Genomic DNA, 25519 nt, shown 5'->3' with positions numbered 1-25519 from the left:
CCCCCCAATACGATCCGGACACCTCGCGTGAAGCGCAGGTGAGCATTGGCGCGCGCCTGCGCAGGCCGCCGCGCCCTGGTGCAGATCGACATCTCAAGCTTGCAGGAAGCGTCATGAAACGAGTTTTGGCGGGGTTATTGCTGTCTACGCGTTCGCCGGGGGGCGGCGCCGCAGCCGCGCGAGCGGCGGCATGAGCACAACGCTCGCATTCATGCGTCGCGCGGGCCCGCTTGCCGCGCGTATTGCCGGCGCGATTGTCGGCGGCTATGCGCTTGGCGCACTCGCGAGCGTGGCTGCGCTCGCGCTGCCCATGAGCGCACCGCAAGGCGTCATCACGGGCATGCTGGCGAGCTTCATTGTCTACACGGGCGCGGTGATCTGGGTATTTCTCGCGCGAAGCGCGCGGCGCGCGTGGGCCGGCTTGCTGCTCGCGGCGCTGCCGCTCGCATTGGCGGCGTGGTGGGCTTCGTCGTCGGTTGCGTCCGCAACGTCTACTGAACCCGGCGTAGCGGCGGCGGGAGGCACGCACACATGACGCAATCGGACAAACAACCGCAAGCCCGCGGCGTGCGTCAGAGCATGTCCGGTCTCCACACGTGGGCCGGCTTGCTAGTTGGCTGGATTCTCTACGCGATGTTCCTGACCGGCACGGTCAGCTACTTCAAGGAGGAGATATCGCAGTGGATGCGGCCTGAAATCGCGCACCAGCAGGTCGCGCCCGACCCCGCCGCCGTCGCGCAGCGCGTCAACGGCACGCTCGAAACGCTTGCGGCGGGCAGCCCGCAGTGGAGCATGCAGCTGCCGACCGAACGCAGCAATATCGCCAGCGCGTTCTGGCGCATGCCCGCTACGGCGTCAGGCAAGCGCGCCTTCGGCGAAGCGACCTTCGATCCCGCGACGGGCGACAAGGTCAGCGCACGCGACACGCTGGGCGGCGAGTTCTTCTATCGTTTCCATTTCCAGTTCTACTACATGCCGGTGATGTGGGGACGCTGGCTGGCGGGGCTGTGCGCGATGTTCATGCTCGTGGCGATCGTGAGCGGCGTGATCACGCACAAGAAGATCTTCGTGGACTTCTTCACCTTCCGCTGGGGCAAGGGCCAGCGTTCCTGGCTGGACGCCCATAACGCGCTTTCGGTGTTCGGCCTGCCGTTCCACCTCATGATCACGTACACGGGTCTCGTCACGCTGATGACGATGTACATGCCATGGGGTGCGCAAATCGCGCTGAAGACGCCTGCGCAGCGCGAAGCGCTGGCCGCGCAGATGAGCGCGTATATCCAGCCCGGCAAGCCGCTCGGCGTGAAAGCGCCGCTCGCGCCGGTAGACGCGATGGTGCGCGAAGCACAGGCGCGCTGGGGACGAGACAACGTGCTGCGCGTGACGGTGACGAACCCCGGCGACGCGAGCGCGCGCGTGGCCGTTTCGCGGGGCGAGGCCGAACGCGTGTCGACGAGTCCGCAGTACCTGCTGTTCGACGGGGTGAGCGGCAAATTGCTCAGCGTGAACGACAGCGTGGGCGGGGCGGCCGCAACGCGCGGCGTGCTGTACGCGCTGCACATGGGGCGCTTCAGCGACCTGCAGTTGCGCTGGCTGTATTTCATCGTGAGCCTCGCGGGCACGGCGATGGTCGGCACCGGGCTCGTGATGTGGACGGTGAAGCGCCGCCAGAAGCTGCCCGATCCCGAACGGCCGTACTTCGGCTTTCGCGTGGTGGAGCGCCTCAATATCGCGAGCATCGCCGGACTCTCCATTGCGATGACAGGCTATGTGTGGGCCAACCGCCTGCTGCCGGTCTCGCTCGCGCATCGCGCGGACGCGGAAATCAACGCGTTCTTCGCGATCTGGGCGGCCGCTTTGTTTTACGCGCTTGCGCGCCCCGCGAAACGCGCGTGGATCGAGTTGCTGTGGCTCGCGGCTGCCTTGCTGGCGTTGTTGCCCGTGCTCAATGCATTGACCACCCAGCGCCCGCTTTGGCGCAGTCTCGCCGATGGCGACTGGGTTTATGCGGGCTTCGATCTGATGATGTGGGCGTTTGCCGCGCTGCACGCGGTGCTCGCGTTACGCACGGCGCGGCACCGGCCGCGCACGAAGGCGGTGGGCAAGCGCGGCGTGGACGCACTCGCGGCACAGGAGGACGTGTGATGCCGGTTTTCGCTTTGCTGCTGTGCGTGAGTGCTTTTACGTGTCTCGCGATGGCGATGGAGCGTCATCAGGAGGCGTTGTTCCGCGCGCGGTTGTCCGCCGCGCTTGCCCGTGTTCTGCGCTGTGCGGGTTGGTGCGCGCTATTCGTTGCGCTGTGGCTCGCGGTGGCGGGCAAGGGCTGGACGCTTGGCCTCGTCTGGTATAGCGGATGCACGAGCCTCGCCGCAGGTATCGTGTATGGACTCCTGATTGTTTATGCGCAGCGGATTTCAGTGCGATAGGAAGAGGGTTTTTCGGCATTTGCAAACATGCCGGTATCAAGGCGTTATGTAAGTTGCGGTTACAGAGCGCCGGCCTTCAATCGTGCCGTATTCAGTGTCTTGCGCCGACAACGGAACCAATTTCACGCGCAGGTCGTTCCAAAGCAAGCGACTAATATAGGAATACCGATTACCCGGTGCGTGAAGGAGTTGCAAACATGAAAAAGCTTGCGCTTATGTTGCTTCCTGTTCCGCTTTCCATGCTGGCGCCGGTGGCACAAGCGCAAAGCAGCGTCACCCTGTATGGCGTGATCGACGAAGCCTTCCAGTTCGTCCACAACGCCGACGCCGAGGGAAACAACCTGTATCGGATGCAAGGTGGCAATCTGCAAGGGTCCCGCTGGGGAATGAAGGGAACGGAAGACCTGGGCGGCGGCTTGAAAGCGATCTTCCAGCTGGAAAGCGGATTCGATATCAATAGCGGCACTTCGGAACAGGGCGGACGCCTGTTCGGCCGCCAGGCATTCGTGGGTTTGACGCACTCGCAGTACGGCACGCTGACACTGGGCCGCCAGTACGATCCGGTCGTCGATATGGTCCAGCCGCTTACCGCAGACAATTACTGGGGCAGCACGTTCGCCACGCCTGGCGACGTCGACAACAACGACAACAGCTCTCGTACGAACAATGCGATCAAATATCTCTCGCCGCAATTTGCGGGCTTCCAGGTCGAAGGCATGTATGCGTTCGGCGGCGTCGCGGGCGCGACGGGTTCGCAGCAGACCTGGTCGGCGGCAGCGAGCTATGTGACTGGCCCGTTCAGCATCGCGGCAGGTTACTTGCGCATGTATAACGCAAACTCCACCATTCCACGGGCCAACTGGACCAGCACCTCGGACGGCACGTTCGATGGCGGTTTTCAGAACCTCGCATACGAAACGGCCAAGTGGGTCGGCATTGGCTCCGTTGCCCTGCAATACGTGGCCGGCCCCTTTACGTTCGGCGGCCGGTATAGCAACGCGCAGTACAAGGCCGACGCCCAGTCGCTGTTCCCATCGAACCAGCGCTACAACGTTGCTGGCGGTTTCGTGAACTATGCGCTCACGCCGGCGTCTCTCGTCGGGATTGGCTATACGTGGACGCACAGCGCGGGCGACACCTCGGCAACCTATAACCAGGTCTCGCTGGGCGGCGACTACAACCTCTCCAAACGTACCGACGTGTACCTTGTCGGCGCGTGGCAGCACGCCAACGGCACGCAGCGCGTGCCGACCGCTACGGGCTCCATCCTGACCACCGCGGTGGCTTCCGTGGCGGACTATGGGCTCAACGGCAGCTCGAGTTCGCAGTTCATGGTGAGCCTCGGCATCCGTCATAAGTTCTGATCGGGCCGCGGCATCCGCCCCGGCACGCCTTCTGCGCCCGCCGCACCGCATGGCCGCTCCGGCCGTGCGCCGGCGGGCGCGCCATTTCGCCTTCGAGCCGCCTTTCAGCCGCGCCAGGTGGCGGTAGGACCATGGTCTGATTGTCTTCGCTGTACCGCTCCCACATCATTGAACGGACCACTGCGCCGGCCGCACGGTGCAGTGTTCGCCCTGGATTTGGGCGTTGTGCCGACAGCACGGCGCTCGCTTCCCAACCTCCCGCCGATAGCAGCAGGCGTAATCGGCGCGCTCTCGCACGCGCCCAAGGAGTTGATATGGATACCTATATAAATCGCCGGACAGGCGCTCTTTGCGCCGCCGTGCTGCTTTTGGCGAGCGCCGCGCAGGCAACGCCTATTGCTTATCCCGCGAAGGGGCAGAGCGCACAGCAACAGCATGCGGACGAATCGGCCTGCTACTCCTGGGCGAAGAGCAACACGGGAATCGACCCGAAACAGGTTGCGGCGACACCACCGCCGCCTTCGGGCCCTGCCGTGGGCGGTGGCCAACGTGTTCAGGGCGCGGCGCGCGGCGCGGCGGGCGGCGCGGTGATCGGCGCGATTACCGGCGACGCGGGTAGAGGCGCGGCGGTAGGCGCTGCGGCCGGAACGATGGTGGGCGGCTCGCGCGCGCGCCAGGACCGGCGCGCGCAGCAGGCCAACGCGCAGCAACAGCAGCAGGGCGCCATTGACACGTTCAACCGCGCGTTTGCCGCTTGCATGCAAGGGCGCGGCTACACGGTCCAGTAAGACTCGCCGTGCCTCGGGGCGGCGTAAGACCAAGGTCCGATTTGTCCGCTGCGATGCGTCTGCGACTATGTCACTGAACGATGAGCCACGCTTGGCAACGATGTGCGAGCAACGTCTCATTCAGGCGTGACGTTCGATCCGCATACGTGAGTGCTGTGTCCGGGCTGTAAAAACTCAATGGAGGACAACGATGAAGCGACGGATTTTTGTGCTTACGGCGGCTGCTGCGGCTGGGCTGGCCGTTGCGGGGTGCAGCACGACCACGAGCAGTGGAACGAGCGGCGCGACCGACGCGGCAAAACGCCAGGAAATCGATGCGTCCGTGGACGGGACGATGTCACGGCTGTTCTCGACGGTCCCAGGCTCGCAAGAACTGGTTTCCAAGGCGCAAGGCGTGCTGGTGTTTCCTTCGGTCGGGAAGGCGGCGTTCATCATCGGCGGGGCATATGGGCAGGGCGCGCTGCGCGTAGGTGGAGCGACAGTCGGGTACTACAGTACGGCGGCCGCTTCGTTCGGCTTGCAGGCAGGGGTGCAGTCGACCGCGGTGATTTTCCTCTTCATGACGCAGGACTCGCTCGACAAGTTCCGCAACTCCAAGGGCTGGTCGGTTGGCGGCGACGTTGCCGTTACGCTCGTCAAGGTCGGTGCGAATGGCCAGATCGACACGAGAACCGCAACGGCGCCGGTCCAGGCGATCGTGATGACCAATACGGGCATCATGGCCGACGCGTCGGTAGCCGGCACGAAGGTGACGAAGCTCGATCTGTAACAGGAGGTCGCGATGCCGTACCTCAAGTGGGTTGTTTCAGCGGCCATTGTCGCCGCGGCTCAGCTTGCCGCGGCGCAGGGGCAGACCACGGCCAACGTGACGCACGAGCCGGGCAAGGCAACCGTGACCGGCATGCATACGGTGACGGCGACCATCACGAAGATCGACGCCGATACGCGCACCGTCACGCTCAAGCGCCACGACGGCAAGCTGGTCGAAGCCGAGTTGGGGCCGGAAGTCAGAAACTTCGCTCAGCTAAAGGTTGGCGATGTCGTGACCGTGACCTATAAGGAATCGCTTACGCTGAGCCTGAAAAAGGGAGGCGGCGAGGAGACCTCGATACAGGAAACGCCGCAAGTCGAGCGCGCGGCTGCCGGCGAAAAGCCCGGCGGCATGGTCGGGCGTCAGGTGAAGGTGACGGCGAATGTCGTGTCGGTCGACGCGAAGACGAAAACGGTCACGTTGATGGGACCCGAAGGCGGGACGATGGACCTGCACGTCGAGGATCCCCAGCAGCTCGCGAACGTGAAGGTCGGCGATCAGGTCGAGGCTGTGTATACGGAAGCGTTCGCCGTATCCGTCAAGCCTGCACACAAGTAGTCGCGCATGGGGCAGCCGCTTGTGCCCGGGACGCCGGTCGGCGCGTACGGCGGCGCGGGTCTGGCTGTCCCCATCGGTAACCGAGCGCACAGTCATATGAGCAACGTGACACGATCCGTGGCCGTCGTCGACGACGAGGTGTCGGTCGGGCGAGCCATCCAGCGCTTGCTGAAGTCGGTCGGCATCGACTCCGACGTGTACACCAGCGGCGAGGCATTTCTCAACGCGCTGGCGGCTGCGGCGCCTCATGCGCCGACGTGCGTGATCCTCGATATCCAGATGCCCGGCATCAACGGTATCGAAGTGCAGCGCCGGCTGGGCGGCACCGGCATACAGTGCATCGTTATTACGGCGCACGACGATGCGCGCGTGCGCGAGCAGGCGCAGGCAGCCGGGGCGGTCGCGTACCTGCGCAAGCCGTTCGACGACTCCGCGCTCATAGGTGCGGTCCACGCGGTGCTTGGCGTGGCGCCGCCAGGCTGACGCCACGCAGGCCGAACCGGTACAGCGACGATGCAGCGACCACGCCACGACCACGCCACGACCGGCGCCAGGGAGGCCCCGCGATGAAGCGCGCCGAGCTTCTTGTTTGCCACGACTGCGATCTCATGCAGCGCGGCGCGGCTTGTCCGCCTCGCGGCACGCTGCGATGCGTGCGCTGCAACGCCGAGCTGGAGCGGGATCTCCCGGAAAGCCTCGGACGTGCGCTTGCGTTCGCGTTGGGCGCGCTCGTGCTGTTCGTCATCTCCAACCTGTATCCGATCGTCGGGCTCGCGGTGAACGGCAATCTCGTGCTCACGACACTGTGGCATTCGGTCGAGATTCTCTATCTCGACGGCATGTGGCCCATCGCGGCGCTGGTGTTCGCCACGACGATCCTCATGCCGGGCATGCAGGTCGCCTGTCTGCTCGCCCTTCTCGTGCCCCTTGCGCTCAACCGTGCGCCCTGGCGGGCGCCGGTCCTGTTTCGCGTGCTGTACATCGCACGGCCCTGGGGCATGACCGAGGTGCTGATACTCGGCCTGCTGGTCGCGCTCGTGAAGCTGTCTCATATCGCAACCGTCGTGACGGGCGTTGCATTGTGGTCGTTTGGCGCGTTGATGCTGGTGCTCGCGGGGGCGAGCGCGGCGTTCGACGCGCGCCAGTTCTGGGCGCGCGTGGCGCGCGCGAAGCAGCAGGCCAACGCAACCAGGGCGGCCGGCGTAGCCGCAGTGCCCGACGTGACAACGAGCTTCGCGCCCGGCGAGGCGGCCGGAGCACGAGGCGGCCGGATTGCAGGCACGCTCACGGGTGCTGCGTGCGGGATCGCGCGCTGCCACGCGTGCGGCATGCTCGCGCGCATGCCGGCGGCCGCGCATGCCGCAACGTGCCCGCGCTGCGGCAGCGCGCTGCATATGCGCAAGGTCGCGAGCCTCTCGCGCACGTGGGCGCTCCTGGTCGCGGCGGTGGTGCTGTACGTGCCTGCGAACGTGCTGCCCGTCATGGACACGAGTTCGCTGTTCGGCACGCAGAAGGACACGATCATGAGCGGCGTGGTGTATCTGTGGGTGTCGGGCTCGTGGCCGCTCGCGCTGCTCGTGTTCATTGCCAGCATCGCGGTGCCCATGCTGAAGATTCTCGGGCTTTCGTATTTGACGTGGTCCACGCAACGCCGCTGGACGTGGCTGCCCGAGCAGCGCACCCGCATCTATCGGCTGATCGAACTGGTCGGCCGCTGGTCGATGCTCGACATCTACGTCATCACGATGCTCGTTGCGCTGGTGCAGTTCAACGCGCTCGCCACGATCAAGGCGGGGCCCGCCGCGATCGCTTTCGGCGCGGTCGTGATCCTCACGATGTTTGCCGCGAACATGTTCGATCCGCGTCTGATCTGGGACGCTGTGGAGCGCGAGAATGGCAGCCCCAGGTAACGACAATTCCCTGCCGGATCTGCCCGAGGCGAAGCCGGTGCAGGGCTCGCGCTGGCGCATGCAGATCGTCTGGCTCGTGCCGATCGTCGCGGTGCTCATCGGCGGCTGGCTCGCCGTCAAGGCCATCGTCGAGGAGGGGCCGACCATCACGATCAGCTTCAAGACCGGCGACGGCCTCGAGGCCGGCAAAACGAAGATCAAGTACAAGGACGTCGATATCGGCGTGGTGAAGGCGGTCACGCTCTCGCCCGATCACAAGCGCGTGATTGCGACGGGCGAACTCGTGAAAGACGCCACGAGCATGCTCGTCGACAACACACGCTTCTGGGTCGTGCGCCCGCGCATTTCGGGCGGCACCGTGTCGGGCCTCGGCACGCTGCTGTCGGGCTCCTTCGTCGGCATGGACGAAGGCAACTCCACCAAAACACGCCACGACTTCGTGGGACTCGAAGTGCCGCCGGTGATTCCGAGCGACATTCCGGGGCGCGAATTCGTGCTGCACAGCATGAACATGGGCTCGCTCGATGTCGGCTCGCCGGTGTTCTTCCGTCGTCTTCAGGTCGGGCAGATCGCTTCCTACGAGATGGACCCGAACGGCCGGGGCGTGACGCTGCGCGTGTTCGTGAACGCGCCTTACGACAGGTTCGTGCGCAGCGACACGCGCTTCTGGCACGCGAGCGGACTGGACGTGTCGCTGAGCCCCGACGGCGTGCAGATCAACACGCAGTCGGTGGTGTCCATGCTCATTGGCGGCGTGGCGTTCGAATCGCCCGATGCCGAGACCGGCGGCGAGTCGCCCGAGGCCGACGCCAACGCGAAGTTCGAACTCTACGCCACGCACGCCGACTCGATGAAGGTGCATGACCAGATTGTCGATACTTACGTCGTGACCTTCTACGATTCGGTGCGCGGGCTGACCGTGGGCGCGCCCGTCGACTTCCGCGGCGTCGTGATCGGCGAGGTCACACGCATCTACACGCGCTTCGACCCCGAGAAGAAACAGTTCAGCATTCCTGTTGAAATCAACCTGTATCCGGAGCGGTTTACGTCGCGCTACCAGGATGGCAAAGCGGGCGGACGGCTCAGTGCGCAGCCGCGCCAGCTTGCCGAGTTCCTGGTGGCCAACGGCTTCCGGTTCCAGCTGCGCTCGGGCAACCCGCTCACGGGACAGCTCTACGTTGCCTTCGATGTTTTCCCGGACACGCCGAAGGCGAAAATCGACTGGTCGAGAACGCCGCCCGAGTTGCCGACCGTGCCGCGCACGCTGCAGTCGTTGCAGGATTCGCTCACGCGGCTGCTCGCCAAGCTCAACGGCATTCCGTTCGACGCGATCGGCGCGAACGCCGAGCGCACGCTGCGAAACGCGAACGAGGTGATGGCGAAACTCGGCACCGACGTCGTGCCGCAGGCGCACGACACGCTTTCGGCCGCGCAGTCCACGCTCAACTCGGCCACCGACGCCTTGCAGCCCGACTCGCAGCTTCAGCAGAACACGAGCGACGCCATGCGCGAACTGGCCCGCACCGCCGCTTCCGTGCGCATGCTCACGGACTATCTCGAGCGCCATCCCGAGGCCGTGGTGCAAGGCAAACCAGGAGGCAAGCAGTGAACCGCCGCAACGTGACCTTGCATACCGCGCTCGGCGCTGCGCTGGTGTGGCTCGCCGGATGCTCCTCGCCGTCGCCTACCTTCTATGCGCTGCGCGCCGATGACGGGAGCGCCGCGACAGCGGCCGCAGCGCCCGCCGTCCCAACCGGCGCTGCCGCGCTCGACGTCGTCGTCGGTCCCGTGACCGTGCCCGACATGGTGGACCGGCCGCAGATCGTCACGCGCAATCCGGACAACACGATCGCGATGAACGAGTTCGCGCGCTGGGCCGCGCCGCTCAAGCTGGACATCGGGCGCGTCGTTGCGGCGGACCTCGCGCAGCGGCTCGGCGCGGCGCGCGTTTCGACGGTCGATGTGGGCGCAACGCCGCCGCCGGTCTGGCGCGTTCGCGTGGATATCACACGCATCGACAGCGTGCTGGGAGATTCGGTGACGATCGACGCGCAGTGGATCGTTAAGCCGCCCGGTCACGCGGCGCTGACGCTCGGGCACACGCTGGCGCACGAGAAGGTGACGAGCCAGGACTACGGCGCGCTCGTCGACGCGCATGATCGCGCACTCGCCGCCATCAGCGCCGACATAGCCGCGGCGATACGCGCCGACCACCCAACAGTTGGCAGTGCGACGGATTGAGCGCACCACGCGGGTTCTCATGAAGACGTTGTGTTGTGCATTGCTGGCGCTGGGCACGACGCTGGCGTTGACGTTGGTGGCGGCCCACGATGCCCGGGCCAGCGTGCCGCGCAACGAGGACGCGCCGGCGGGACTCTTCGCGGTGCTCGATTACGTTGTCGCGCCCGCTGAGCCAACGTCCCCGCAAAGCGCGCCTGGCTTGAGCGAGGCCGGCGTGGAGCAGGAGACGATCAAGGCGCGCATTGTCGAAGCGTGGTTCTACAGACTGCGCGCGGACCCGGCCGTCGCGGTCGCCGTGCCCGGCGGCGTGGCGGGTCTCGAAGCGCGCTTGCGCGACGACGCGGCGCGCGAGCGCCTGATCCGCAGTGGGATTGCGCGCCTGACGCCGCCAGACCGGTTGGCGTACTTCACGCTGCTCGCGAAGTACATGAGCCGCGTGGCGCGCGGCAATTGCCAGGGGATCGCGAGCGTGCAGGACATCGCCGACCGTATTTCGATCGGCAGCATGAGCGATGCCGACACGGCCGAATACTTTTCGTTGCTCTACCGCGTGGTGATCCGTTCCGTGCTTGCCGCGCCGCTCACGCTGCCCGCGCCCGCGGCGTACGAGAGCGCGTTGCGGCATCTGGACGATGCGGTCAACGCGGCGCTTGCGGGCGATCCGCTCGCCGTGGCGCGGCTCGAACGCGTCACGAACGGCGGGCCCGGCGCCACGATGGCCGACATCTGCTGGGCGAGCGCGGTGCTCATGCGCTCGACGGCGGCGATGAGCGGACCCGATCGCGACGCGTTGCTGCTCTATATGCTCGGCGAAGAAGGCGCAGCGGTGCGAACACCTGCCCGCGATTCCACGCATGCGCGTTGATCGGGCCGGCGTTGCGCGTCAGGGCGAAGCCTTTGACCAGCCCGGACCCGGATCGAATGACGTCATCGCTTCGGCTTTCGCCGCGCCATCGGGGCCGAGATCGCGCTCGTAGACCTGGCCGTCGTGGCTCACCATGAACGTCTTGATGCCCGTGTCGCCATAGCGCACCGGCCATGCGACGACGCCGAAGCCGCCGAACAGCTTGCCGTGGGCCATGTAGTTATACGCGCCGCCCGGCGCGTGCGGCCCCTGAGAGGTCAGCAGCTTGTAGTGGTAGCCGTAGTAGCCGGCGTTTTCGGTGTTGCGCGCGCCGGCTGTGGCAAATGCGACGCCTAGCGGACTTGGCGCCTGGTCGGCGTCGGTCGGCCAGTACAGGCCGTCCTGTTTGCCCGGCGAACTCGCGAGCTTGCTGGCGTAGACCAGCATGTCGCTGCCGTCGTGATACGCCTGCGCATATTCGCGTTGGGCGTCGTAGATCGCGAGCATCGTCTGCATCACGGCAAGCTCGTTGCGGCCGATGCGGCGCACGCGCATTTCCTCGACACCGGCCTGCGTGTCGAAGTGCCAGCCGTGAGCGGTCTTGACGAGCGGAATCGGAAAGGTCCACCCGTCGTCGCCAACGGCGATGGCCGCATGATTTGCATCGGTATCCTGAATGGTGTGCGAAACCTTCCATTCACTGAGGAATTTGTCGCGGAGCTCGGCGCCCACCGGCGGGATCAGCTGGCGGAAATCCGCGCCGAAGAGCGTGCGCAATTCCGCTTCGTCGTTGCCGGCCACAGCGTTGCCGAACGCCGCCATCGCCGCGTCGGGCGTGGAGAAGGTGCTTTGCCCGGCGGCGAAGCAAGGCCGTGGTGCGTACGCCATGAGCGCGATGGCGATAGCCGCTGCGGCTGCCGCGGTTGCCGCCGGACGGAGAATCTCATGTCTGTTCATCGCCGTTCTCCCTAGCGTCTGCCGCCGCCGCGTCCGCCGCCACCGCCGCGCATGCCGCCGCCGCCGCCGCTTGGGCGATTGAACCCCGAGGATTGCATGCTGGAGCGGCCGCGGCTCGCGTCGCGCTGCGTGGCGCCGCCGCCGCCAACCCCCTGGAAGGCGCTGTCACGTCCGCCGCCGCCGTAGCCTCTGCCACCGCCGGCACCGCCGCCATACCCGCCGCCCCCGCCGCCTGCGCCGGCGCCCGCGCGATTGCCTGCGCCGGCGTTGTTGCTCACGCCCGCGCGATTGCCGCCCGCGTTACCGCCGGGACCGTTACCGCCAGGACCGTTGCTGCCGAGATTGCCGCGATTGCCCGCGCCCCCGTTGTCGGCGATGTTGGCGCGGTTGCCGACACTTGCGTTATTGCCCGCGCCGCCGCGATTGCCGCGATCTCCGCGATCGCCGAGATTGCCCTGATTCGCTTGATTCCCGCGGTTGCCATTGCCGAGGCCCTGGCCGCCTGCACCGCCGCCCCCGCGGTTGCCCGCGCGATCGGCCACGTTCGCGCCGCCTGGGCCACTCTGGCCGTTGCGGCCGCGATAGTCGCGGCGTCCGTCGGCGCCCCCCACGTTGTTGCCGAATTTTTCGCGCGTGGCGTTGTCACGGTACGCAACGCCTTGGCGATGGCTCGAATCGTGCTTCCACTTGCCTCCCTGAACCTTCGTGCTGTCGAAATTGCGATTGACGTTGCGCGCCTTGTTGACGTTGACGTTGACGTCGCCGCCGCCCCAGTTGCAGTTGCTGAAAATCGCGCCCGCTGCGGCAATGCCCACGCCCCATGCGAAGCCGGTCGCCAGCGCGGCGCCGGGGTAGTAAGCGGGATATGGCGGCCAGGCGTACGGCGGGTAAGCCGGGGCGCTCCATGCGCCGTATACGACCGTGGGGTTGTACGCGGGCACGTAAATGACCTCGGGGTTGGTGGGTTCGATCTTCACGATGGTCTGGCCGCCCTGCGCGGGCGGCTGTTCGACCACGACTTGTTGCTGCTCGTTGCTCTTCAGGTTGCCCGAGTCCTGCGCGCGCGAGCGCAGGCGCTGCACGGCGGCGAGCACATCTTTTTCCTGGGCGAGAAACGCGTCGCCGAGCTTCTGGGTCCAGTCGAGCTTGTCGCTCATCGGTTCGAGCACCTGCGGGAACGCTACGAGCGATTTCACGCTCGTGTCCCACGACTGGTCCTGCACGGCCTTCACGGCGTCGTCGCCCTTCACCTTCGGGTGCTCCTTGACCCAGCGCGCCGCGTGCACGATTTCCAGCGGGTAGGTGGAGGCCATCAGGACCTGTGCCAGCACCGAATCGGGGTAGAGCGCAATCGGCGCGACGAGCGCTTCCAGCTCCTCGGGTTTGTAGGGGGCGGGCTGCGGCGCGTCTTGCGCGCGCAGCGTCTGGGCGCCTGCGAACAGCAACGCGAACACGAGCAGGCAGACCGTGTGCATGCGTTGTTTGATCCATGAAGTCATGGCCGATCCTTCCATTCGTTTGCTCAACCGGAGTACGGGACGGATAGCGACAACGAGACTGGGCGAGCGCGTGCGCGCGCATTCTTCCTTTTCGAGTGTGGCGAGGCGGGGCGGCCCACGCGTATAGTCCGGTAAGCTGCATCGTGATGGCAATCGGACCAGAGTCCTATTGACACCGCAACAGCTGCGCAACGATGCTATTCGTTCGTCGAAGCGAGCAGCGTGGATACCTGGAGGTCCAGAATGAAAATGCGTTTTGCTGCCCGGTGTGCGACGGTGCTCCTGCTTTGCGCGCCCGTTTTCATGTCCGAGGTATATGCGCAAGCGGGAACGATGGGGACGAGGCAGATGCGGGACGTGCAGCGCAAAGCGGAGCAAAAGGCCCGCTCGAACCAGTCTCAGCAGAATACTCAGAAGAACGCGACGCAGCATCATGCGGCGAGCGCACCGGCGCCGGCTTCGGCGCCTTGATCGACAACGACATCAAACGTGCCGCCGCGCGTGAAAAGTGTGACTGATCGCGCCAGTCATTGAAAGCGATTTCAGCCTGAAATAATGATCGCGGTTATTTCATTGTCGATAAACCAGATAATTAAGAATGCACAAAAAAAGATATTTATTCATATTGAATGGATATCAATATCGATTGTGCGGTCCAATATCGAATTCGAATAAAATGTTCGCAAATATCTCCCGTAAATAGTCAGTGTATATCGGCAATCATACGCACATTAAAGCCCTGCTGGGCTTGAGCGGCGGCGTGTACGGAAAAAATTATCGAAAACAATTGCACCGGGGATCAATCATCGGCAATTTCTTTCATATAATTAACGCGCGGCGAAAGCGTATGGACACGCTGTTCCGCAACGATGATTCCATCCAGTCTTTTCTTCAATGAATGACTCATTCTCCGCAACTGCCGGAGCGTTCTTCAAAATCTAAAGCAGGCAGTAGTCGGTATTGGGGCGCGCAACCTGGCCCCGCGAACGGCCGGAATTCTGGTGCTCGTCAAATCCGCCCCGCCTGGCGCCGAAGCGTTTGAAGCGATCGAAACGTTTCTCACGCCGCAGCGGGGCAGCGTAGTCGGAGGACACCGTGATCAGGGCAGACATGGGGAACGAAAAACTAAAACTGAACAGATCGAGAGCCGAGCATGCGGCGGCCAGCCTGCTGGCATGGCTCGATAGAATCAAGCCACACAGTCTCCCGAACTCGAAGGCATCGGCCGCGGCCAAAACCGGCCACGTATCGGCGCAGGCCACGCAAGCCATTGCGCAAAGTGTGCACAGCGTGCTCGAAGTCGTGCCTGCAGCGGCGCTGGTGATCGACGAAACGGGCAACGTTGCGTGGGCGAATGGCATGGCCACCCGCGTGCTCGGCTACGCCCTGGGCGAATTGATCGGCATGCGTGTCGAAACCGTGCTCGTGGCCTGGCGAAGAGACGCGCGCCCTGTATCGTTCGCCGCCCTGCAAGGCGCAGAAGGCATGCCGCACAGCACGACGCGTGTCGCTATCGCGCGCACGAAGAACGGCGCCGATCTCGACGTTCACGTGAGCGCTTCGGCGACGCTCGCCGCCGGACCGGCGGCGCGCATGGTGGTCGTCATCGAACCGGAACGTCGTGATGCGGCGCTCGCGGAACCCGGCAGCGAACCACGCCGGCTGCGCCGGGAACGGGCGTCCGAAGTGGGCGACATGGCCGCCGCGCTCGCGCACGAAGTCGACCAGCCGCTCACGGCCATTCTGAGCAACGCGCAGGCGGCGCAGCGGTTTCTCGCCCAGAACCCGCCGGCTTTGAGCGATCTGCGGGAACTGCTCGGCGAGGTCGTGTCCGATAGCACCCGTGCGCACGCGATCATCCGCAAGATGCGCCAGTCGGCGCGGTGCGAACCGTCCGAGATGTGTCCGGTCGATGTGGGCAGCCTCGTGCGCGACGTGGTTCGCCTGCTGCGCCGCGAGACGGAAACCTGTGGCGCGGCTGTGGGCGCACGCATCGAAGACGGGCTGCCGCAGGTGCATGGCGATGCGGTCCAACTGCAGCAGGTGCTCGTCAATCTGCTGTTGAACGCGTTCGACGCGGTGCACGACTGCCGCCCCGAAGATCGCAGGGTGTGCATCGTCGTCACGGCCAGCGAAGATCGCGGCAAGGTGCGCCTCGCCATTCGCGATCATGGGCCCGGTGTCGACGCCGACCGCCTCGTCACGCTGTTCAAGCCGTTCATGACGTCCAAGCCGCAAGGGCTGGGCCTTGGCCTCTCCATCAGCCGCACCATTGTGATGGCGCATGGCGGCCAGCTGTGGGCCGAGCGCAACGCCGATCGCGGCCTGACCTTCCATATCGAACTTCCTGCTCAGGGCGCGTACGTGCAGACGAATACGCGTTTTTCACCATGAACTCGCCAACCCCCATCGTGTTTGTCGTGGACGACGACGAACACGTTCGCAACGCGCTGAGCCGCTTGCTGCGATCCGGCGGCTACACGGTGGAGGCCTACGGCAGCGCGAGCGCGTTCCTGCATGGCGCGGATCTGACGAGCGCGCCGGCGTGCCTGCTGCTCGATCTCCAGTTGCCCGACTTGAGCGGCATTGAATTGCAGCAGCGGCTCGAGGGCAGGGTGCCGATCGTCTTCGTTTCGGCACACGGCGACATGGGCACGGCGGTGCAGGCGATGAAGGCGGGCGCATCGGACTTCCTGACGAAGCCGATCGACGCGAGCGTGCTGTTCGAGGCCACGTCGCGTGCGCTCGAGCGCGGCTGCCAGCTGTTCGAACAACGCGAGCAGCACGCCGAGATCCAGCGCCGCGTCGAAAAGCTGACGCCGCGCGAGCGCGAGGTCATGGCGCTCGTGGTGATCGGCCGGCCGAACAAGCTCGTGGCCGACGAACTGGGCGCGGCGGAGAAAACGATCAAGATTCACCGGGCCCGCGTCATGGAGAAGATGAAAGCGAACTCGCTCGCCGATCTGGTGCGCCTCATGACCACGTTCGACGCCGACGAGCCGCATCCGCTTCGGCATACGGGCTGAGCGAGCTAAGGGGCAGGGCCCCATGGCCCTGTCACTTCAAATGGCTATTGCGCCAGTCGCGCGGCGTCATGCCAAAGCGCGCGCTGAACCAGTTCGTGAACGAGCCCTGCTGCGCATAGCCGAGCAGGTCGGAAACCCGCCCGATGGGGTAGCGCGGGTTGCTCATGTAGCGCACCGCGAGTTCGCCCCGCACTTCCTCCACGAGCCGCGTGAAGCTCGTACTGGCGGCCCCGAGCTGGCGCTGCATGGTGCGCACGCTCAGGCGCAGATACTCGGCCACGCCCTCAACACTGGCCCGCTCGAGCGGCAGCAGCAGGTAGATCGCCTTGCGCACCTCGAGCGCGGCGGAATCTTCACCTGTCACGTTGAGCGAATCAGCGAGGCTTTCCGCGTAGCGCACCAGCTCGGGGTCGGCGGCCGGGTTCGGGTAGTCGAGGTCGGCGGCCGCGCATACGAAGCCGTTGAAGTCGCTGCCGAATTCCAGCGGGCAGCCGAAAAAACGCCGGTGATACGTGAGGCTGGGCGGCGCCCGATGAACGAAGTGCACCGCGCGCGGTTTCCAGTGCTCGCCCAGCAGCGCGCTGGAGTGGCGCGCGAGCACGCCCACCGCGAGTTCGATGGCCTGGTAGGTCGGCGTGCCGGGATCGACAACGAGTTCCTCGCGGATCGTGACGGTCGCGCCCGTATCTTCGACATACACCGCGAGCGCCTCGTTGAGCAGATGCCGGTACTCGGCGGTGGCGAGCAGCACCTCGCGCAGCGTGCGCTTGTGCGCGAGCAGGATGTTGACCACGCCGCTGCCGAACTTGTGGCGTGTCTCGGCCATTTGCAGCGCGAAGGTCGGGCACGACGCCTTTTCTGCCGAGCGCTCCAGCAAGCGGCACGCGGCGGCGGCGGGAATGCGGTGGTCCGGGTTCGCGAGCGCCGCGGCGTCCACGCCCGCCTCGTGCGCAAGCTCGACCGGGTTCAGCCCCACGCGCTTCGCCACGTCGAAATAGCCGCTCAGCGAGACCGAGCTCAGAGTCGTTTCCATGGTCGTGTCTCCTCGATGCCGCGCTCTCGCCGCGCCTTTTAGCCCGTAGAACATACGCGCGCGCTGATACTGGTGTTAACGCCTGGTGGCGCGAAAAGCTAAAACGATGGCGCGCGATCAGAAAAGTGTAGCGCAGGATTGCCGTATCGTGCATCTCAACGGATCAGCCAGTTCCGAGCGGTCTTTCAGGCTCCTGGCCACGTTGTCAAACGTTGAAATACCGTCACCCAATATTGGAGAACACGATGCAATTCCTCGACGATTCGCTGCACCCCGAGAACCAGGACAAGGTAGTGATCACCACCGCGCCGTATGGCCCGGAGTGGATGCCCGAAGACTTCCCGGAAGACATTCCGGTCACGATGGAAGAACAGATCCAGAAGGCCGTGGACTGCTACAACGCGGGCGCAACGGTGCTGCACCTGCACGTGCGCGAACTCGACGGCAAGGGCTCCAAGCGCCTGTCGAAGTTCAACGAGCTGATCGCGGGCGTGCGCGCCGCGGTGCCGGACATGATCATCCAGGTGGGCGGCTCGATCTCGTTCGCGCCGGAAGACGACGGCCAGGCCGCCAAGTGGCTCTCTGACGACACGCGCCACATGCTGGCCGACCTCGAACCGAAGCCGGACCAGGTGACCGTGGCGATCAACACCACGCAGATGAACATCATGGAGCTGCTCTACCCGGAATACCTGGAGGGCACGTCGCTGGCGCACCCGGCGCTGATGGCCGCGTATAGCGAGATGACGGTGCCGGCCGGCCCGGCATGGGTGGAGGAGCATCTGCGCCGCCTGCAGGCTTCGGGCATCCAGCCGCACTTCCAGCTCACGGGCATCCACGCGCTCGAAACGCTCGATCGCCTCGTGCGCAAGGGCGCATACAAGGGTCCGCTGAATCTCACGTGGATCGGTATCGGCGGCGGCTTCGACGGCCCGAACCCGTTCAACTTCTTCAACTTCGTGCACCGTGCGCCCGATGGCTGCACGCTCACGGCGGAATCGCTGCTCAAGAACGTGCTGCCGTTCAACATGATGGCGATGGCCATGGGCCTGCACCCGCGCTGCGGCATCGAAGATACGATCATTGACCAGCACGGCAACCGCATGACGTCCGTGCAGCAGATCGAGCAGTGCGTGCGCGTGGCGCGGGAACTGGGCCGCGAAATTGCCACCGGCAAGGAAGCGCGCGAGATCTACCGCATTGGCGTGCAGTACGACACCGTCGACGAAACGCTCGCGGCCAACGGCATGGCGCCGAACCGCGTGACCGGTGTGAAGAACCTGCCGCTGCGCGCGGCGTAATGAAAGTGGGGCCCGGCGCGCATGCGTGCCTGTGCCGGGTCCTGAAACGGGTGTTTGGCTTTTGCTTCGTGCGTGCCGGCAGACCTGAGAGAACAACGGAACCCGACGAAGAGCGGGTCACCCAGGAGACAACTCATGCTTACGCATGCTGAGCCCACTGCGGGCGAATTGACGACGACCCGATCGAGCGTGCCCGCCTATGCGTGGGTCGTGTTCGCCTTGACAGTCGGACTGCTGCTTTCGGACTACATGTCGCGCCAGGTTTTGAATGCCGTGTTTCCGCTGCTCAAGACCACGTGGAACCTCTCGGACACGCAGCTCGGCTCGCTGAGCAGTGTGGTCGCGCTGATGGTGGGCGTGCTCACGTTTCCGCTTTCGGTGCTCGCCGACCGCTGGGGCCGCGTGAAGAGCATCGTGCTGATGGCGGCGCTGTGGAGCATCGCGACGCTGGGCTGCGCGATCTCGACGAACTTTGGCGAAATGCTGCTCGCCCGTGCCTTCGTGGGTATTGGCGAAGCGGCGTATGGCAGCGTGGGTATTGCAGTTGTCCTGAGTATTTTTCCGGTCCGGCTGCGCTCCACGATCACGGGCGCCTTCATGGCGGGCGGCGCGTTCGGCTCGGTGCTCGGCATGGCGCTGGGCGGCGCGGTCGCGGCGCAGCTTGGCTGGCGCGCGGCATTTGGCGCGATGGCGGTCCTGGGTATCGTGCTGGTCGTGATCTATCGCATCGTCGTGACGGAAAAGCGCATTGCCCCGCTGCAGCCGGCAAACGTGAGCCGCGAGACGAATGGCCTTGGCATGCGCCTGAGCCTGCGCGCGCTGCTCAAGGGCCTCTTTTCCACGCGCTCCGTGGTGTGCGCGTATGTGGGCAGCGGCCTGCACCTGCTCGTGCCCGCGGCGGTGTGGAGCTGGCTGCCGAGCTTTTTGAACCGCTATTACGGCATGGCGACCGGCAAGGCGGCTGCGACCGCCGCGTTGTTCGTGCTCGTGACGGGCGTGGGCATGGTGGTGTGCGGCAACCTCGCGGACCGCTTCAGCAAGGACAACGGCGCGCGCAAATGGAGCATTGCGATCGCATACTGCCTGCTCTGCTTCGTGCTGCTCACGGTGGGCTTGCGCATGCCGGCTGGCCCGGCGCAGCTCGTGCTGATCGGCGCGGCGATGTTCTTCTGCGCAGGCGCAGCGGGCCCCTCGGGCGCGATGGTGGCGAACCTCACGCCGCCCTCGATCCACGCTTCGGCGTTCGCCACGCTCACGCTGGCGAACAACCTGCTCGGTCTTGCGCCCGCCGCGGTGCTCACCGGCATGGCCGCGGATCACATCGGCCTGCTCGGCGCGCTGCAGCTCGTGCCGTTTGCGCCGCTCGTGGCGGCTGGTGTTTTCCTGATCGGCAAGCGCAACTACGCCGTCGATCTGGATCGTGTGAACACACTGCGCGAAGAAGCCGGTGGTCACGCACAACGATGAATCTGAATTTGCAGTCTGAGTCGGCTTGACTGAGTTCCAGTCAATGCGTTTGAGTAAAGAACAGGAGATTGAACATGGCGAAAGCAGTGCGCTTCCACGAAACCGGCGGTCCCGAAGTTTTGCGCTATGAGAGCGTTGAAGTGGGCGACCCCGGCCCCGGACAGGTTCGCCTGCGCCATGAGGCAGTCGGCCTGAATTTCGCGGACACCTACTTCCGCTCGGGCCTGTATCCCGTGCCGCTGCCTGCTGGCATGGGCGTGGAGGCCGCGGGCGTGGTCGAGGCCGTGGGCCCCGAGGTGAGCAACGTCGCCGTGGGCGACCGCGTGACCTACACCGGCTTCATCAACACGCTCGGTGCGTACAGCACGGAGCGTCTGATCCCGGCGGCGCCGCTCATCAAGCTGCCAGACGCGATTGCATGCGAAACGGCGGCCGGCATGACCATGCGGGGCCTCACTTCGTCGTACCTCATGCGCCGCATTCACGACTTCAAGGCCGGCGACACGATCCTGCTGCACGCCGCGGCGGGCGGGGTCGGCCTGATCGTCTCGCAGTGGGCGAAGCTGCTGGGCCTCACGGTGATCGGCACGGTGTCGAACGAGGCGAAGGGCGAAGTGGCGCGTGCACACGGTTGCGACCACATCGTTTACTACGGCCGCGAAGATGTCGCTAAGCGCGTGCGCGAACTGACGAACGGCGTGGGCGTGAACGTGGTGTTCGACAGCGTGGGCAAGGACACCTTCGAAGCGTCGCTCGATTCGCTCAAGCGCCGCGGCCTGATGGTGTGCGTCGGCACGGCTTCCGGCCCGATTCCGCCGTTCAATCCGCAGATCCTCGCGATGAAGGGCTCGCTCTATCTCACGCGCCCGGCGCTGGCGGACTATATCGCCGACCCCGCGGAGAAGAACGAACTGGCTTCGGAGCTGTTCGGGCACGTTGCGGCGGGCCGCATCAAGATCGAACTGAACCAGCGTTACGCGCTGGAAGACGCGGTGCAGGCGCACCGCGACCTTGAAGCGCGCAAGACGACGGGATCGTCGGTCTTCGTCATCTGAGGAGCGCAACATGAAAGTCGAACAACTGACCTATGCCATCGGGGCGGAACTGACTGGCGTGAATCTCGCCGATGCGGTTCACGACGACGGCCTCTTTGCCGAGATTCGCGCGGCGCTGCTCAAGCACCGCGTGCTGTTCCTGCGCGACCAGAACATCACGCGCACCGAGCATGTGGCGTTCGCGCGCCGTTTCGGCGAGCTGGAGGACCATCCGGTCGCGGGCAGCGACCCGGATCATCCGGGGCTCGTGCGCATCTACAAGAACCCCGAGCAGCCCAACGACCGCTACGAAAACGCCTGGCACGCGGACGCCACCTGGCGCGAGGCGCCGCAGTTCGGTGCCGTGCTGCGCTGCGTGGAATGCCCGCCCGTGGGCGGCGACACGATGTGGGCGAACATGGTGCTCGCCTACGAGAAGCTGCCCGAACACGTGAAGGCGCAGATCGACGGTCTGTATGCGCGCCACAGCATCGAAGCGAGCTTTGGTGCGGCCATGCCGATCGCAAAACGCCATGAACTCAAGGCGCAGTTTCCCGACGCGGAGCACCCGGTGGTGCGCACGCATCCGGAAACCGGCGAGAAGGTGCTGTTCGTGAGCGCGTTCACGACGCACATCACGAACTATCACACGCCCGAGCGCGTGCGCTTCGGTCAGGACGCCAATCCGGGCGCGGGCGACCTGCTGCGCTATCTCGTGAGCCAGGCCTATATTCCGGAGTACCAGGTACGCTGGCGCTGGAAGCCGAACAGCATCGCGATCTGGGACAACCGCAGCACCCAGCACTATGCCGTGATGGACTATCCGCCCTGCCACCGCAAGATGGAACGCGCCGGCATTATCGGCGACAAGCCGTACTGAAGCCGTAGTGATGCAGGCAGGAGACCCAAACCAATGACGCTGGACACCACACCGACCATCTTGATGGTCCCGGGGTTGCGCGACCATGTGCCGGAGCACTGGCAAACGCTGCTGGAAAGCAAGCTGCCCAAGGCCGCTTCGGTGCCGCCGCTCGAGCACGACAAACTGAGCTGCGCGGCGCGCGTGGCCGCGCTCGACGCGGCGCTCGCGAAGATCGACGGCCCCGTCATTCTCGTGGCGCACAGTGCGGGCGTGATGATCACCGTGCATTGGGCGCAGCAGCACAGCCGCAAGATTCATGGCGCGCTGCTCGCCGCGCCGGCGGACCTCGAAACGCCGCTGCCGGCCGGTTACCCGGCGTTTGATGCGCTCGTCGAGCACGGCTGGACGCCGATTCCGCGCAAGCCGCTGCCGTTCCCGAGCATCGTGGGCGCGAGCCGCAACGATCCGCTTGCGCGCTTCGAGCGCGTGGCGGCGATGGCGAAGGATTGGGGCAGCACCCTCGTGGACCTGGGGGAAGTCGGGCATCTGAATCCGGCGGCGGGATTTGGCGAATGGCCCATGGCCGAGATGTTGATTCATGAACTTGTCTGATCAAAAGTGGGCGGCGCAGGCGAGCCGCGACGCAGGTGAACCGGCCGTATTGACGATCGAGGCCTTCTTCGATTTCATCTGCCCGTGGTGCCTGATCGGCAAGCGCAATCTCGATGCGGCGCTCGCGCGTTTCGCGCGTTCGCGGCCCGATGTGCGCGTGCGGGTGCAGTGGCGCTCGCACCAGTTGCTGCCGTGGACGCCGCTCGAAGGTCTGCCGTATCAGGCGTTCTATCGCGACCGCCTTGGCAGCGCCGAAGCGGTGGCCGCGCGGCGCGCGCAGGTGCAGCGCGCGGGGCGCGATGCGGGTGTCGAGTTCGCGTTCGAGCGCATCGCGGTGCTGCCGAACACGGCCGCCGCGCACGACCTGGTCACGTTTGCCGCTAGCCGCGGCGCGCGCGAACAAAGCGCGGCGCTGATCGACCGCGTGCTCAAGGCTTACTTCATGGAAGGCCAGAACATCGGCGATTACGCGGTACTCGAATGCCTGGGTCTTGAATGCGGCCTCGAACGCGAGAGCCTGGAGGCGCACCTGGTTGCATCGAAGCGCCTCGCTGACCCGACCGGACAGCGCGTGCCCTACGCCGACCCGCGGGTGACCGGCGTGCCGTACTTCGTGTTCAACAAGGGTTATTCGCTCTCGGGCGTGTATTCGCCGGTGGCGATGGCCGGTGCGATGGCGCTGGCGGTCGGAAATTGATGCGAGTCGAGGGAAGTCGAGGGGAAAGGGAATGACACGTGAAGTACCGGTCGGCGCGGCCGACGAACTTGCGCCAGGCCAGCGCAAGCTGGTTTTCGTCGACGGCCGCAGCATCGTGCTGTTCAATATCGAAGGACAGATGCACGCGGTCGACAATTCGTGCCCCCACAACGGCGCCTCGCTCGCGAGCGGCTCGCTCGAAGGGTGCATGTTGCGCTGCCCGGCGCACGGGCTGCGCTTCGACGTGCGCAGCGGCTGTATGCCGGGCGCGGGTGGACTGAAGCTCACGACATTTCCTGTGCGCGCCGTAGAAGGAAAGTTGCTGCTGAGCGTGCTGGCAACGCCGGCTTCGAGCCAGGCATAGCTGCGCAGCACGGCATTCGAATCTCGCACACGAACAAAAGTTACTTAGGATAGCCAACCATGAAAGGCCTGATGATGGAGCAACCGCTCCTGGTCGCTTCGCTGCTCAACCATGCAGAACGCCATCACGGCGCGCGCGAAATCGTCTCGCGCCGCGTGGAAGGCGACATTCACCGCTACCGCTACCAGGATCTCGCGCAGCGCGCGCGCCGCATGGCGAATGCGCTGTCGAGCCTCGTCATCGCGCCGGGCGAGCGCGTGGGGACGCTGGCCTGGAACGGCTACCGGCACATGGAGCTGTACTTCGCGGTTTCGGGTTCGGGGGCGGTGCTTCACACGCTGAATCCGCGCCTGCATGCCGATCAGCTCGTCTACATCATCGAACATGCGCAGGATCGCATCATCTTCTTCGATCTCACGTTCCTGCCGCTCATCGAGAGCGTCGCGGCGCGCGTAACGAGCCCGATGTTCTTTGTCGCCATGACCGATCGTGCGCATATGCCGCGCAGCCATAGTCTTGGCTCGAGACTCCTCTGCTACGAGGACCTGATCGACACTCACACGGCCGATTTCGAATGGCCGCTGCTCGACGAAAACAGCGCGTCGTCGCTTTGCTATACGTCGGGCACGACCGGCAATCCGAAGGGCGTGCTCTACAGTCACCGCTCGACGCTGCTGCATACCTACGCGGCGGCGCTGCCCGACGCGCTGAACTGCTCGGCGCGCGACACGATCCTGCCGGTGGTGCCGATGTTCCATGTCAATGCATGGGGACTGCCGTACATTGCCTGCATGACGGGCGCGAAACTCGTGTTTCCGGGCCCGGCGCTCGATGGCAAGTCGCTGTATCAACTGATCGAAGAAGAGCAGGTCACGCTTTCGGCCGGTGTGCCGACGGTCTGGCAAGGCCTGCTTGCCCATGTCGAGTCGGTGGACGGTTCGTTCTCGTCCATGCGCCGCACGATCATCGGCGGCGCGCCGTGCCCGACCGCGATGACCCAGGCGTTCCAGAAGCGCCATCACGTCGACGTGATTCATGCATGGGGCATGACGGAACTGAGCCCGGTTGGCACGGTTTGCAGTTTCAAGGCGCATCAGAGCGCGCTGGACGAAGATGAGCGCTACGCGCTTCAGGCGAAGCAGGGGCGCTCGGTGTTCGGCATCGACATGAAGATCGTCGACGCTGCCGGCGAGGAACTGCCGTGGGACGGCCATGCCGCCGGCGACTTGCAGGTGCGCGGACACTGGGTCGCAAGCGAATACTTTGGCGGCGACTACGCCTCGCCGCAGCAGGACGGCTGGTTCCCGACCGGCGACGTGGCGAAGATCGATGCCGACGGTTTCATGCAGATCGTGGATCGCAGCAAGGACGTCATCAAGTCGGGCGGCGAGTGGATCAGTTCCGCCGACATTGAAAACGTCGCGAGCCTGCACCCCGAAGTCGCCACAGCGGTTTGCATTGCAGCACGCCACCCGAAGTGGGACGAGCGGCCGCTCTTGCTGATCGTGAGGAAGCCGGGCAGCGCGCTCGAAGCGGACGACCTGCTCATGTTCTTCGACGGCCGCGTGGCGAAGTGGTGGAAGCCCGACGCCGTGCTGTTCGTCGACGCCGTGCCAATTGGCGCGACGGGCAAGGTGCTCAAGAACCAGCTGCGCGATCAATACGGCGGGCACTACTTGCAAGCGTGTTAAGCCCTCTGGTCACAACGATTCATTCAGGTAATAC

Annotated in this window: 25 protein-coding genes; 22 read left to right on the top strand and 3 right to left on the bottom strand. The window is 65.3% G+C overall.

The window, feature by feature from the left end; all coding sequences use genetic code 11:
• Nucleotides 1-190 precede the first annotated feature (190 nt).
• The 12 genes from U5A52_RS09235 to U5A52_RS09180 all read left to right on the top strand — a co-directional run bounded on the left by U5A52_RS09235 (nt 191) and on the right by U5A52_RS09180 (nt 10963).
• A complete protein-coding gene (locus tag U5A52_RS09235; protein WP_321908414.1) occupies nt 191-535 on the top strand; it encodes a DUF3649 domain-containing protein in 345 nt (114 codons plus the stop codon).
• Nucleotides 532-2145, top strand: a complete 1614-nt coding sequence (locus U5A52_RS09230; protein ID WP_321934567.1) for a PepSY-associated TM helix domain-containing protein — start codon at nt 532-534, stop codon at nt 2143-2145. The genes U5A52_RS09235 and U5A52_RS09230 overlap by 4 nt, the downstream gene beginning before the upstream one ends.
• Nucleotides 2145-2426, top strand: a complete 282-nt coding sequence (locus tag U5A52_RS09225) for a DUF3325 domain-containing protein (protein ID WP_321934566.1) — start codon at nt 2145-2147, stop codon at nt 2424-2426. The genes U5A52_RS09230 and U5A52_RS09225 overlap by 1 nt, the downstream gene beginning before the upstream one ends.
• Nucleotides 2427-2623: 197 nt before the next feature.
• Complete coding sequence (locus tag U5A52_RS09220; protein WP_321908418.1) at nt 2624-3790, top strand: porin; 1167 nt, start codon at nt 2624-2626, stop codon at nt 3788-3790.
• Between the two features lie 314 nt (nt 3791-4104).
• Entirely contained in the window at nt 4105-4578 is a 474-nt protein-coding gene (locus U5A52_RS09215) for a glycine zipper family protein (protein WP_321908419.1), read from the top strand.
• 190 nt (nt 4579-4768) lie between these two features.
• Complete coding sequence (locus U5A52_RS09210; RefSeq protein WP_321908421.1) at nt 4769-5347, top strand: YSC84-related protein; 579 nt, start codon at nt 4769-4771, stop codon at nt 5345-5347.
• Nucleotides 5348-5359: 12 nt separating this feature from the next.
• The gene (locus U5A52_RS09205) at nt 5360-5947 is read left to right on the top strand and encodes a copper-binding protein (protein ID WP_321934565.1); all 588 of its coding nucleotides are present in this window, start codon (nt 5360-5362) and stop codon (nt 5945-5947) included.
• A 96-nt stretch (nt 5948-6043) separates the two neighbouring features.
• Nucleotides 6044-6430, top strand: coding sequence for a response regulator transcription factor (locus U5A52_RS09200; RefSeq protein ID WP_321908425.1), 387 nt, complete (start codon nt 6044-6046; stop codon nt 6428-6430).
• 83 nt (nt 6431-6513) lie between these two features.
• Complete coding sequence (locus U5A52_RS09195; protein ID WP_321908427.1) at nt 6514-7857, top strand: paraquat-inducible protein A; 1344 nt, start codon at nt 6514-6516, stop codon at nt 7855-7857.
• Entirely contained in the window at nt 7841-9466 is a 1626-nt protein-coding gene (locus tag U5A52_RS09190) for an intermembrane transport protein PqiB (RefSeq protein WP_321908430.1), read from the top strand. Before U5A52_RS09195 ends, U5A52_RS09190 begins: the two co-directional genes overlap by 17 nt.
• Nucleotides 9463-10098, top strand: coding sequence for a PqiC family protein (locus U5A52_RS09185; RefSeq protein WP_321908432.1), 636 nt, complete (start codon nt 9463-9465; stop codon nt 10096-10098). Before U5A52_RS09190 ends, U5A52_RS09185 begins: the two co-directional genes overlap by 4 nt.
• Before the next feature lie 19 nt (nt 10099-10117).
• Nucleotides 10118-10963: a hypothetical protein gene (locus U5A52_RS09180; protein WP_321934564.1), complete on the top strand. Its 846-nt coding sequence runs from the start codon at nt 10118-10120 to the stop codon at nt 10961-10963.
• Nucleotides 10964-10981: 18 nt separating this feature from the next.
• Here U5A52_RS09180 and U5A52_RS09175 read toward each other — a convergent pair whose 3' ends face one another.
• Together U5A52_RS09175 and U5A52_RS09170 are read right to left on the bottom strand one after the other, a co-directional pair.
• Complete coding sequence (locus U5A52_RS09175; RefSeq protein ID WP_415764042.1) at nt 10982-11899, bottom strand: DUF2950 domain-containing protein; 918 nt, start codon at nt 11897-11899, stop codon at nt 10982-10984.
• 11 nt (nt 11900-11910) lie between these two features.
• The gene (locus U5A52_RS09170; protein ID WP_321934563.1) at nt 11911-13398 is read right to left on the bottom strand and encodes a DUF3300 domain-containing protein; all 1488 of its coding nucleotides are present in this window, start codon (nt 13396-13398) and stop codon (nt 11911-11913) included.
• Nucleotides 13399-14493: 1095 nt separating this feature from the next.
• Here U5A52_RS09170 and U5A52_RS09165 point away from each other — a divergent pair.
• Complete coding sequence (locus U5A52_RS09165; RefSeq protein ID WP_321934562.1) at nt 14494-15792, top strand: HAMP domain-containing sensor histidine kinase; 1299 nt, start codon at nt 14494-14496, stop codon at nt 15790-15792.
• Nucleotides 15789-16424 (top strand): response regulator transcription factor, encoded by a 636-nt coding sequence (locus U5A52_RS09160; RefSeq protein ID WP_321908439.1) that lies wholly within the window; start codon nt 15789-15791, stop codon nt 16422-16424. The genes U5A52_RS09165 and U5A52_RS09160 overlap by 4 nt, the downstream gene beginning before the upstream one ends.
• A gap of 31 nt (nt 16425-16455) precedes the next feature.
• Here the strand turns inward: U5A52_RS09160 and U5A52_RS09155 are convergent, their stop codons facing one another.
• On the bottom strand, nt 16456-17457 hold the full coding sequence (locus U5A52_RS09155; RefSeq protein ID WP_321934561.1) for an AraC family transcriptional regulator: 1002 nt from the start codon (nt 17455-17457) through the stop codon (nt 16456-16458).
• Nucleotides 17458-17702: 245 nt separating this feature from the next.
• Between U5A52_RS09155 and U5A52_RS09150 the strand changes: the two genes are divergently transcribed.
• From U5A52_RS09150 to U5A52_RS09115, 8 genes are all read left to right on the top strand, one after another.
• On the top strand, nt 17703-18758 hold the full coding sequence (locus U5A52_RS09150; RefSeq protein WP_321908442.1) for a 3-keto-5-aminohexanoate cleavage protein: 1056 nt from the start codon (nt 17703-17705) through the stop codon (nt 18756-18758).
• A gap of 135 nt (nt 18759-18893) precedes the next feature.
• Nucleotides 18894-20225, top strand: a complete 1332-nt coding sequence (locus U5A52_RS09145) for an MFS transporter (protein ID WP_321908443.1) — start codon at nt 18894-18896, stop codon at nt 20223-20225.
• Nucleotides 20226-20299: 74 nt separating this feature from the next.
• Nucleotides 20300-21280: a quinone oxidoreductase gene (locus U5A52_RS09140; RefSeq protein ID WP_321908445.1), complete on the top strand. Its 981-nt coding sequence runs from the start codon at nt 20300-20302 to the stop codon at nt 21278-21280.
• Between the two features lie 10 nt (nt 21281-21290).
• Complete coding sequence (locus U5A52_RS09135; protein WP_321908448.1) at nt 21291-22139, top strand: TauD/TfdA dioxygenase family protein; 849 nt, start codon at nt 21291-21293, stop codon at nt 22137-22139.
• A 33-nt stretch (nt 22140-22172) separates the two neighbouring features.
• The gene (locus U5A52_RS09130) at nt 22173-22733 is read left to right on the top strand and encodes an RBBP9/YdeN family alpha/beta hydrolase (protein WP_321934560.1); all 561 of its coding nucleotides are present in this window, start codon (nt 22173-22175) and stop codon (nt 22731-22733) included.
• On the top strand, nt 22720-23430 hold the full coding sequence (locus tag U5A52_RS09125) for a DsbA family oxidoreductase (RefSeq protein WP_321908451.1): 711 nt from the start codon (nt 22720-22722) through the stop codon (nt 23428-23430). The genes U5A52_RS09130 and U5A52_RS09125 overlap by 14 nt, the downstream gene beginning before the upstream one ends.
• A 31-nt stretch (nt 23431-23461) precedes the next feature.
• Nucleotides 23462-23794, top strand: a complete 333-nt coding sequence (locus tag U5A52_RS09120) for a Rieske (2Fe-2S) protein (protein ID WP_321908453.1) — start codon at nt 23462-23464, stop codon at nt 23792-23794.
• Nucleotides 23795-23853: 59 nt separating this feature from the next.
• Nucleotides 23854-25485: a 3-(methylthio)propionyl-CoA ligase gene (locus U5A52_RS09115; protein WP_321934559.1), complete on the top strand. Its 1632-nt coding sequence runs from the start codon at nt 23854-23856 to the stop codon at nt 25483-25485.
• The last annotated feature ends 34 nt before the right edge of the window (nt 25486-25519 follow it).

Source organism: Paraburkholderia sp. J8-2, assembly GCF_905220195.1.
In the GTDB taxonomy this organism is placed as follows: Bacteria; Pseudomonadota; Gammaproteobacteria; order Burkholderiales; family Burkholderiaceae; genus Paraburkholderia.
Note: the sequence above shows the minus strand (reverse complement) of the source record. Positions and strands in the feature narration are given on the sequence as shown.

Bases quoted from the DNA above. Each gene is read 5' to 3' on its own strand.
- U5A52_RS09235 (WP_321908414.1), top strand. From the start codon at position 191: ATGAGCACAACGCTCGCATTCATGCGTCGCGCGGGCCCGCTTGCCGCG.
- U5A52_RS09230 (WP_321934567.1), top strand. From the start codon at position 532: ATGACGCAATCGGACAAACAACCGCAAGCCCGCGGCGTGCGTCAGAGC.
- U5A52_RS09225 (WP_321934566.1), top strand. From the start codon at position 2,145: ATGCCGGTTTTCGCTTTGCTGCTGTGCGTGAGTGCTTTTACGTGTCTC.
- U5A52_RS09220 (WP_321908418.1), top strand. From the start codon at position 2,624: ATGAAAAAGCTTGCGCTTATGTTGCTTCCTGTTCCGCTTTCCATGCTG.
- U5A52_RS09215 (WP_321908419.1), top strand. From the start codon at position 4,105: ATGGATACCTATATAAATCGCCGGACAGGCGCTCTTTGCGCCGCCGTG.
- U5A52_RS09210 (WP_321908421.1), top strand. From the start codon at position 4,769: ATGAAGCGACGGATTTTTGTGCTTACGGCGGCTGCTGCGGCTGGGCTG.
- U5A52_RS09205 (WP_321934565.1), top strand. From the start codon at position 5,360: ATGCCGTACCTCAAGTGGGTTGTTTCAGCGGCCATTGTCGCCGCGGCT.
- U5A52_RS09200 (WP_321908425.1), top strand. From the start codon at position 6,044: ATGAGCAACGTGACACGATCCGTGGCCGTCGTCGACGACGAGGTGTCG.
- U5A52_RS09195 (WP_321908427.1), top strand. From the start codon at position 6,514: ATGAAGCGCGCCGAGCTTCTTGTTTGCCACGACTGCGATCTCATGCAG.
- U5A52_RS09190 (WP_321908430.1), top strand. From the start codon at position 7,841: ATGGCAGCCCCAGGTAACGACAATTCCCTGCCGGATCTGCCCGAGGCG.
- U5A52_RS09180 (WP_321934564.1), top strand. From the start codon at position 10,118: ATGAAGACGTTGTGTTGTGCATTGCTGGCGCTGGGCACGACGCTGGCG.
- U5A52_RS09175 (WP_415764042.1), bottom strand. From the start codon at position 11,899: ATGAACAGACATGAGATTCTCCGTCCGGCGGCAACCGCGGCAGCCGCA.
- U5A52_RS09170 (WP_321934563.1), bottom strand. From the start codon at position 13,398: ATGACTTCATGGATCAAACAACGCATGCACACGGTCTGCCTGCTCGTG.
- U5A52_RS09160 (WP_321908439.1), top strand. From the start codon at position 15,789: ATGAACTCGCCAACCCCCATCGTGTTTGTCGTGGACGACGACGAACAC.
- U5A52_RS09155 (WP_321934561.1), bottom strand. From the start codon at position 17,457: ATGGAAACGACTCTGAGCTCGGTCTCGCTGAGCGGCTATTTCGACGTG.
- U5A52_RS09150 (WP_321908442.1), top strand. From the start codon at position 17,703: ATGCAATTCCTCGACGATTCGCTGCACCCCGAGAACCAGGACAAGGTA.
- U5A52_RS09145 (WP_321908443.1), top strand. From the start codon at position 18,894: ATGCTTACGCATGCTGAGCCCACTGCGGGCGAATTGACGACGACCCGA.
- U5A52_RS09140 (WP_321908445.1), top strand. From the start codon at position 20,300: ATGGCGAAAGCAGTGCGCTTCCACGAAACCGGCGGTCCCGAAGTTTTG.
- U5A52_RS09135 (WP_321908448.1), top strand. From the start codon at position 21,291: ATGAAAGTCGAACAACTGACCTATGCCATCGGGGCGGAACTGACTGGC.
- U5A52_RS09130 (WP_321934560.1), top strand. From the start codon at position 22,173: ATGACGCTGGACACCACACCGACCATCTTGATGGTCCCGGGGTTGCGC.
- U5A52_RS09125 (WP_321908451.1), top strand. From the start codon at position 22,720: ATGAACTTGTCTGATCAAAAGTGGGCGGCGCAGGCGAGCCGCGACGCA.
- U5A52_RS09120 (WP_321908453.1), top strand. From the start codon at position 23,462: ATGACACGTGAAGTACCGGTCGGCGCGGCCGACGAACTTGCGCCAGGC.
- U5A52_RS09115 (WP_321934559.1), top strand. From the start codon at position 23,854: ATGAAAGGCCTGATGATGGAGCAACCGCTCCTGGTCGCTTCGCTGCTC.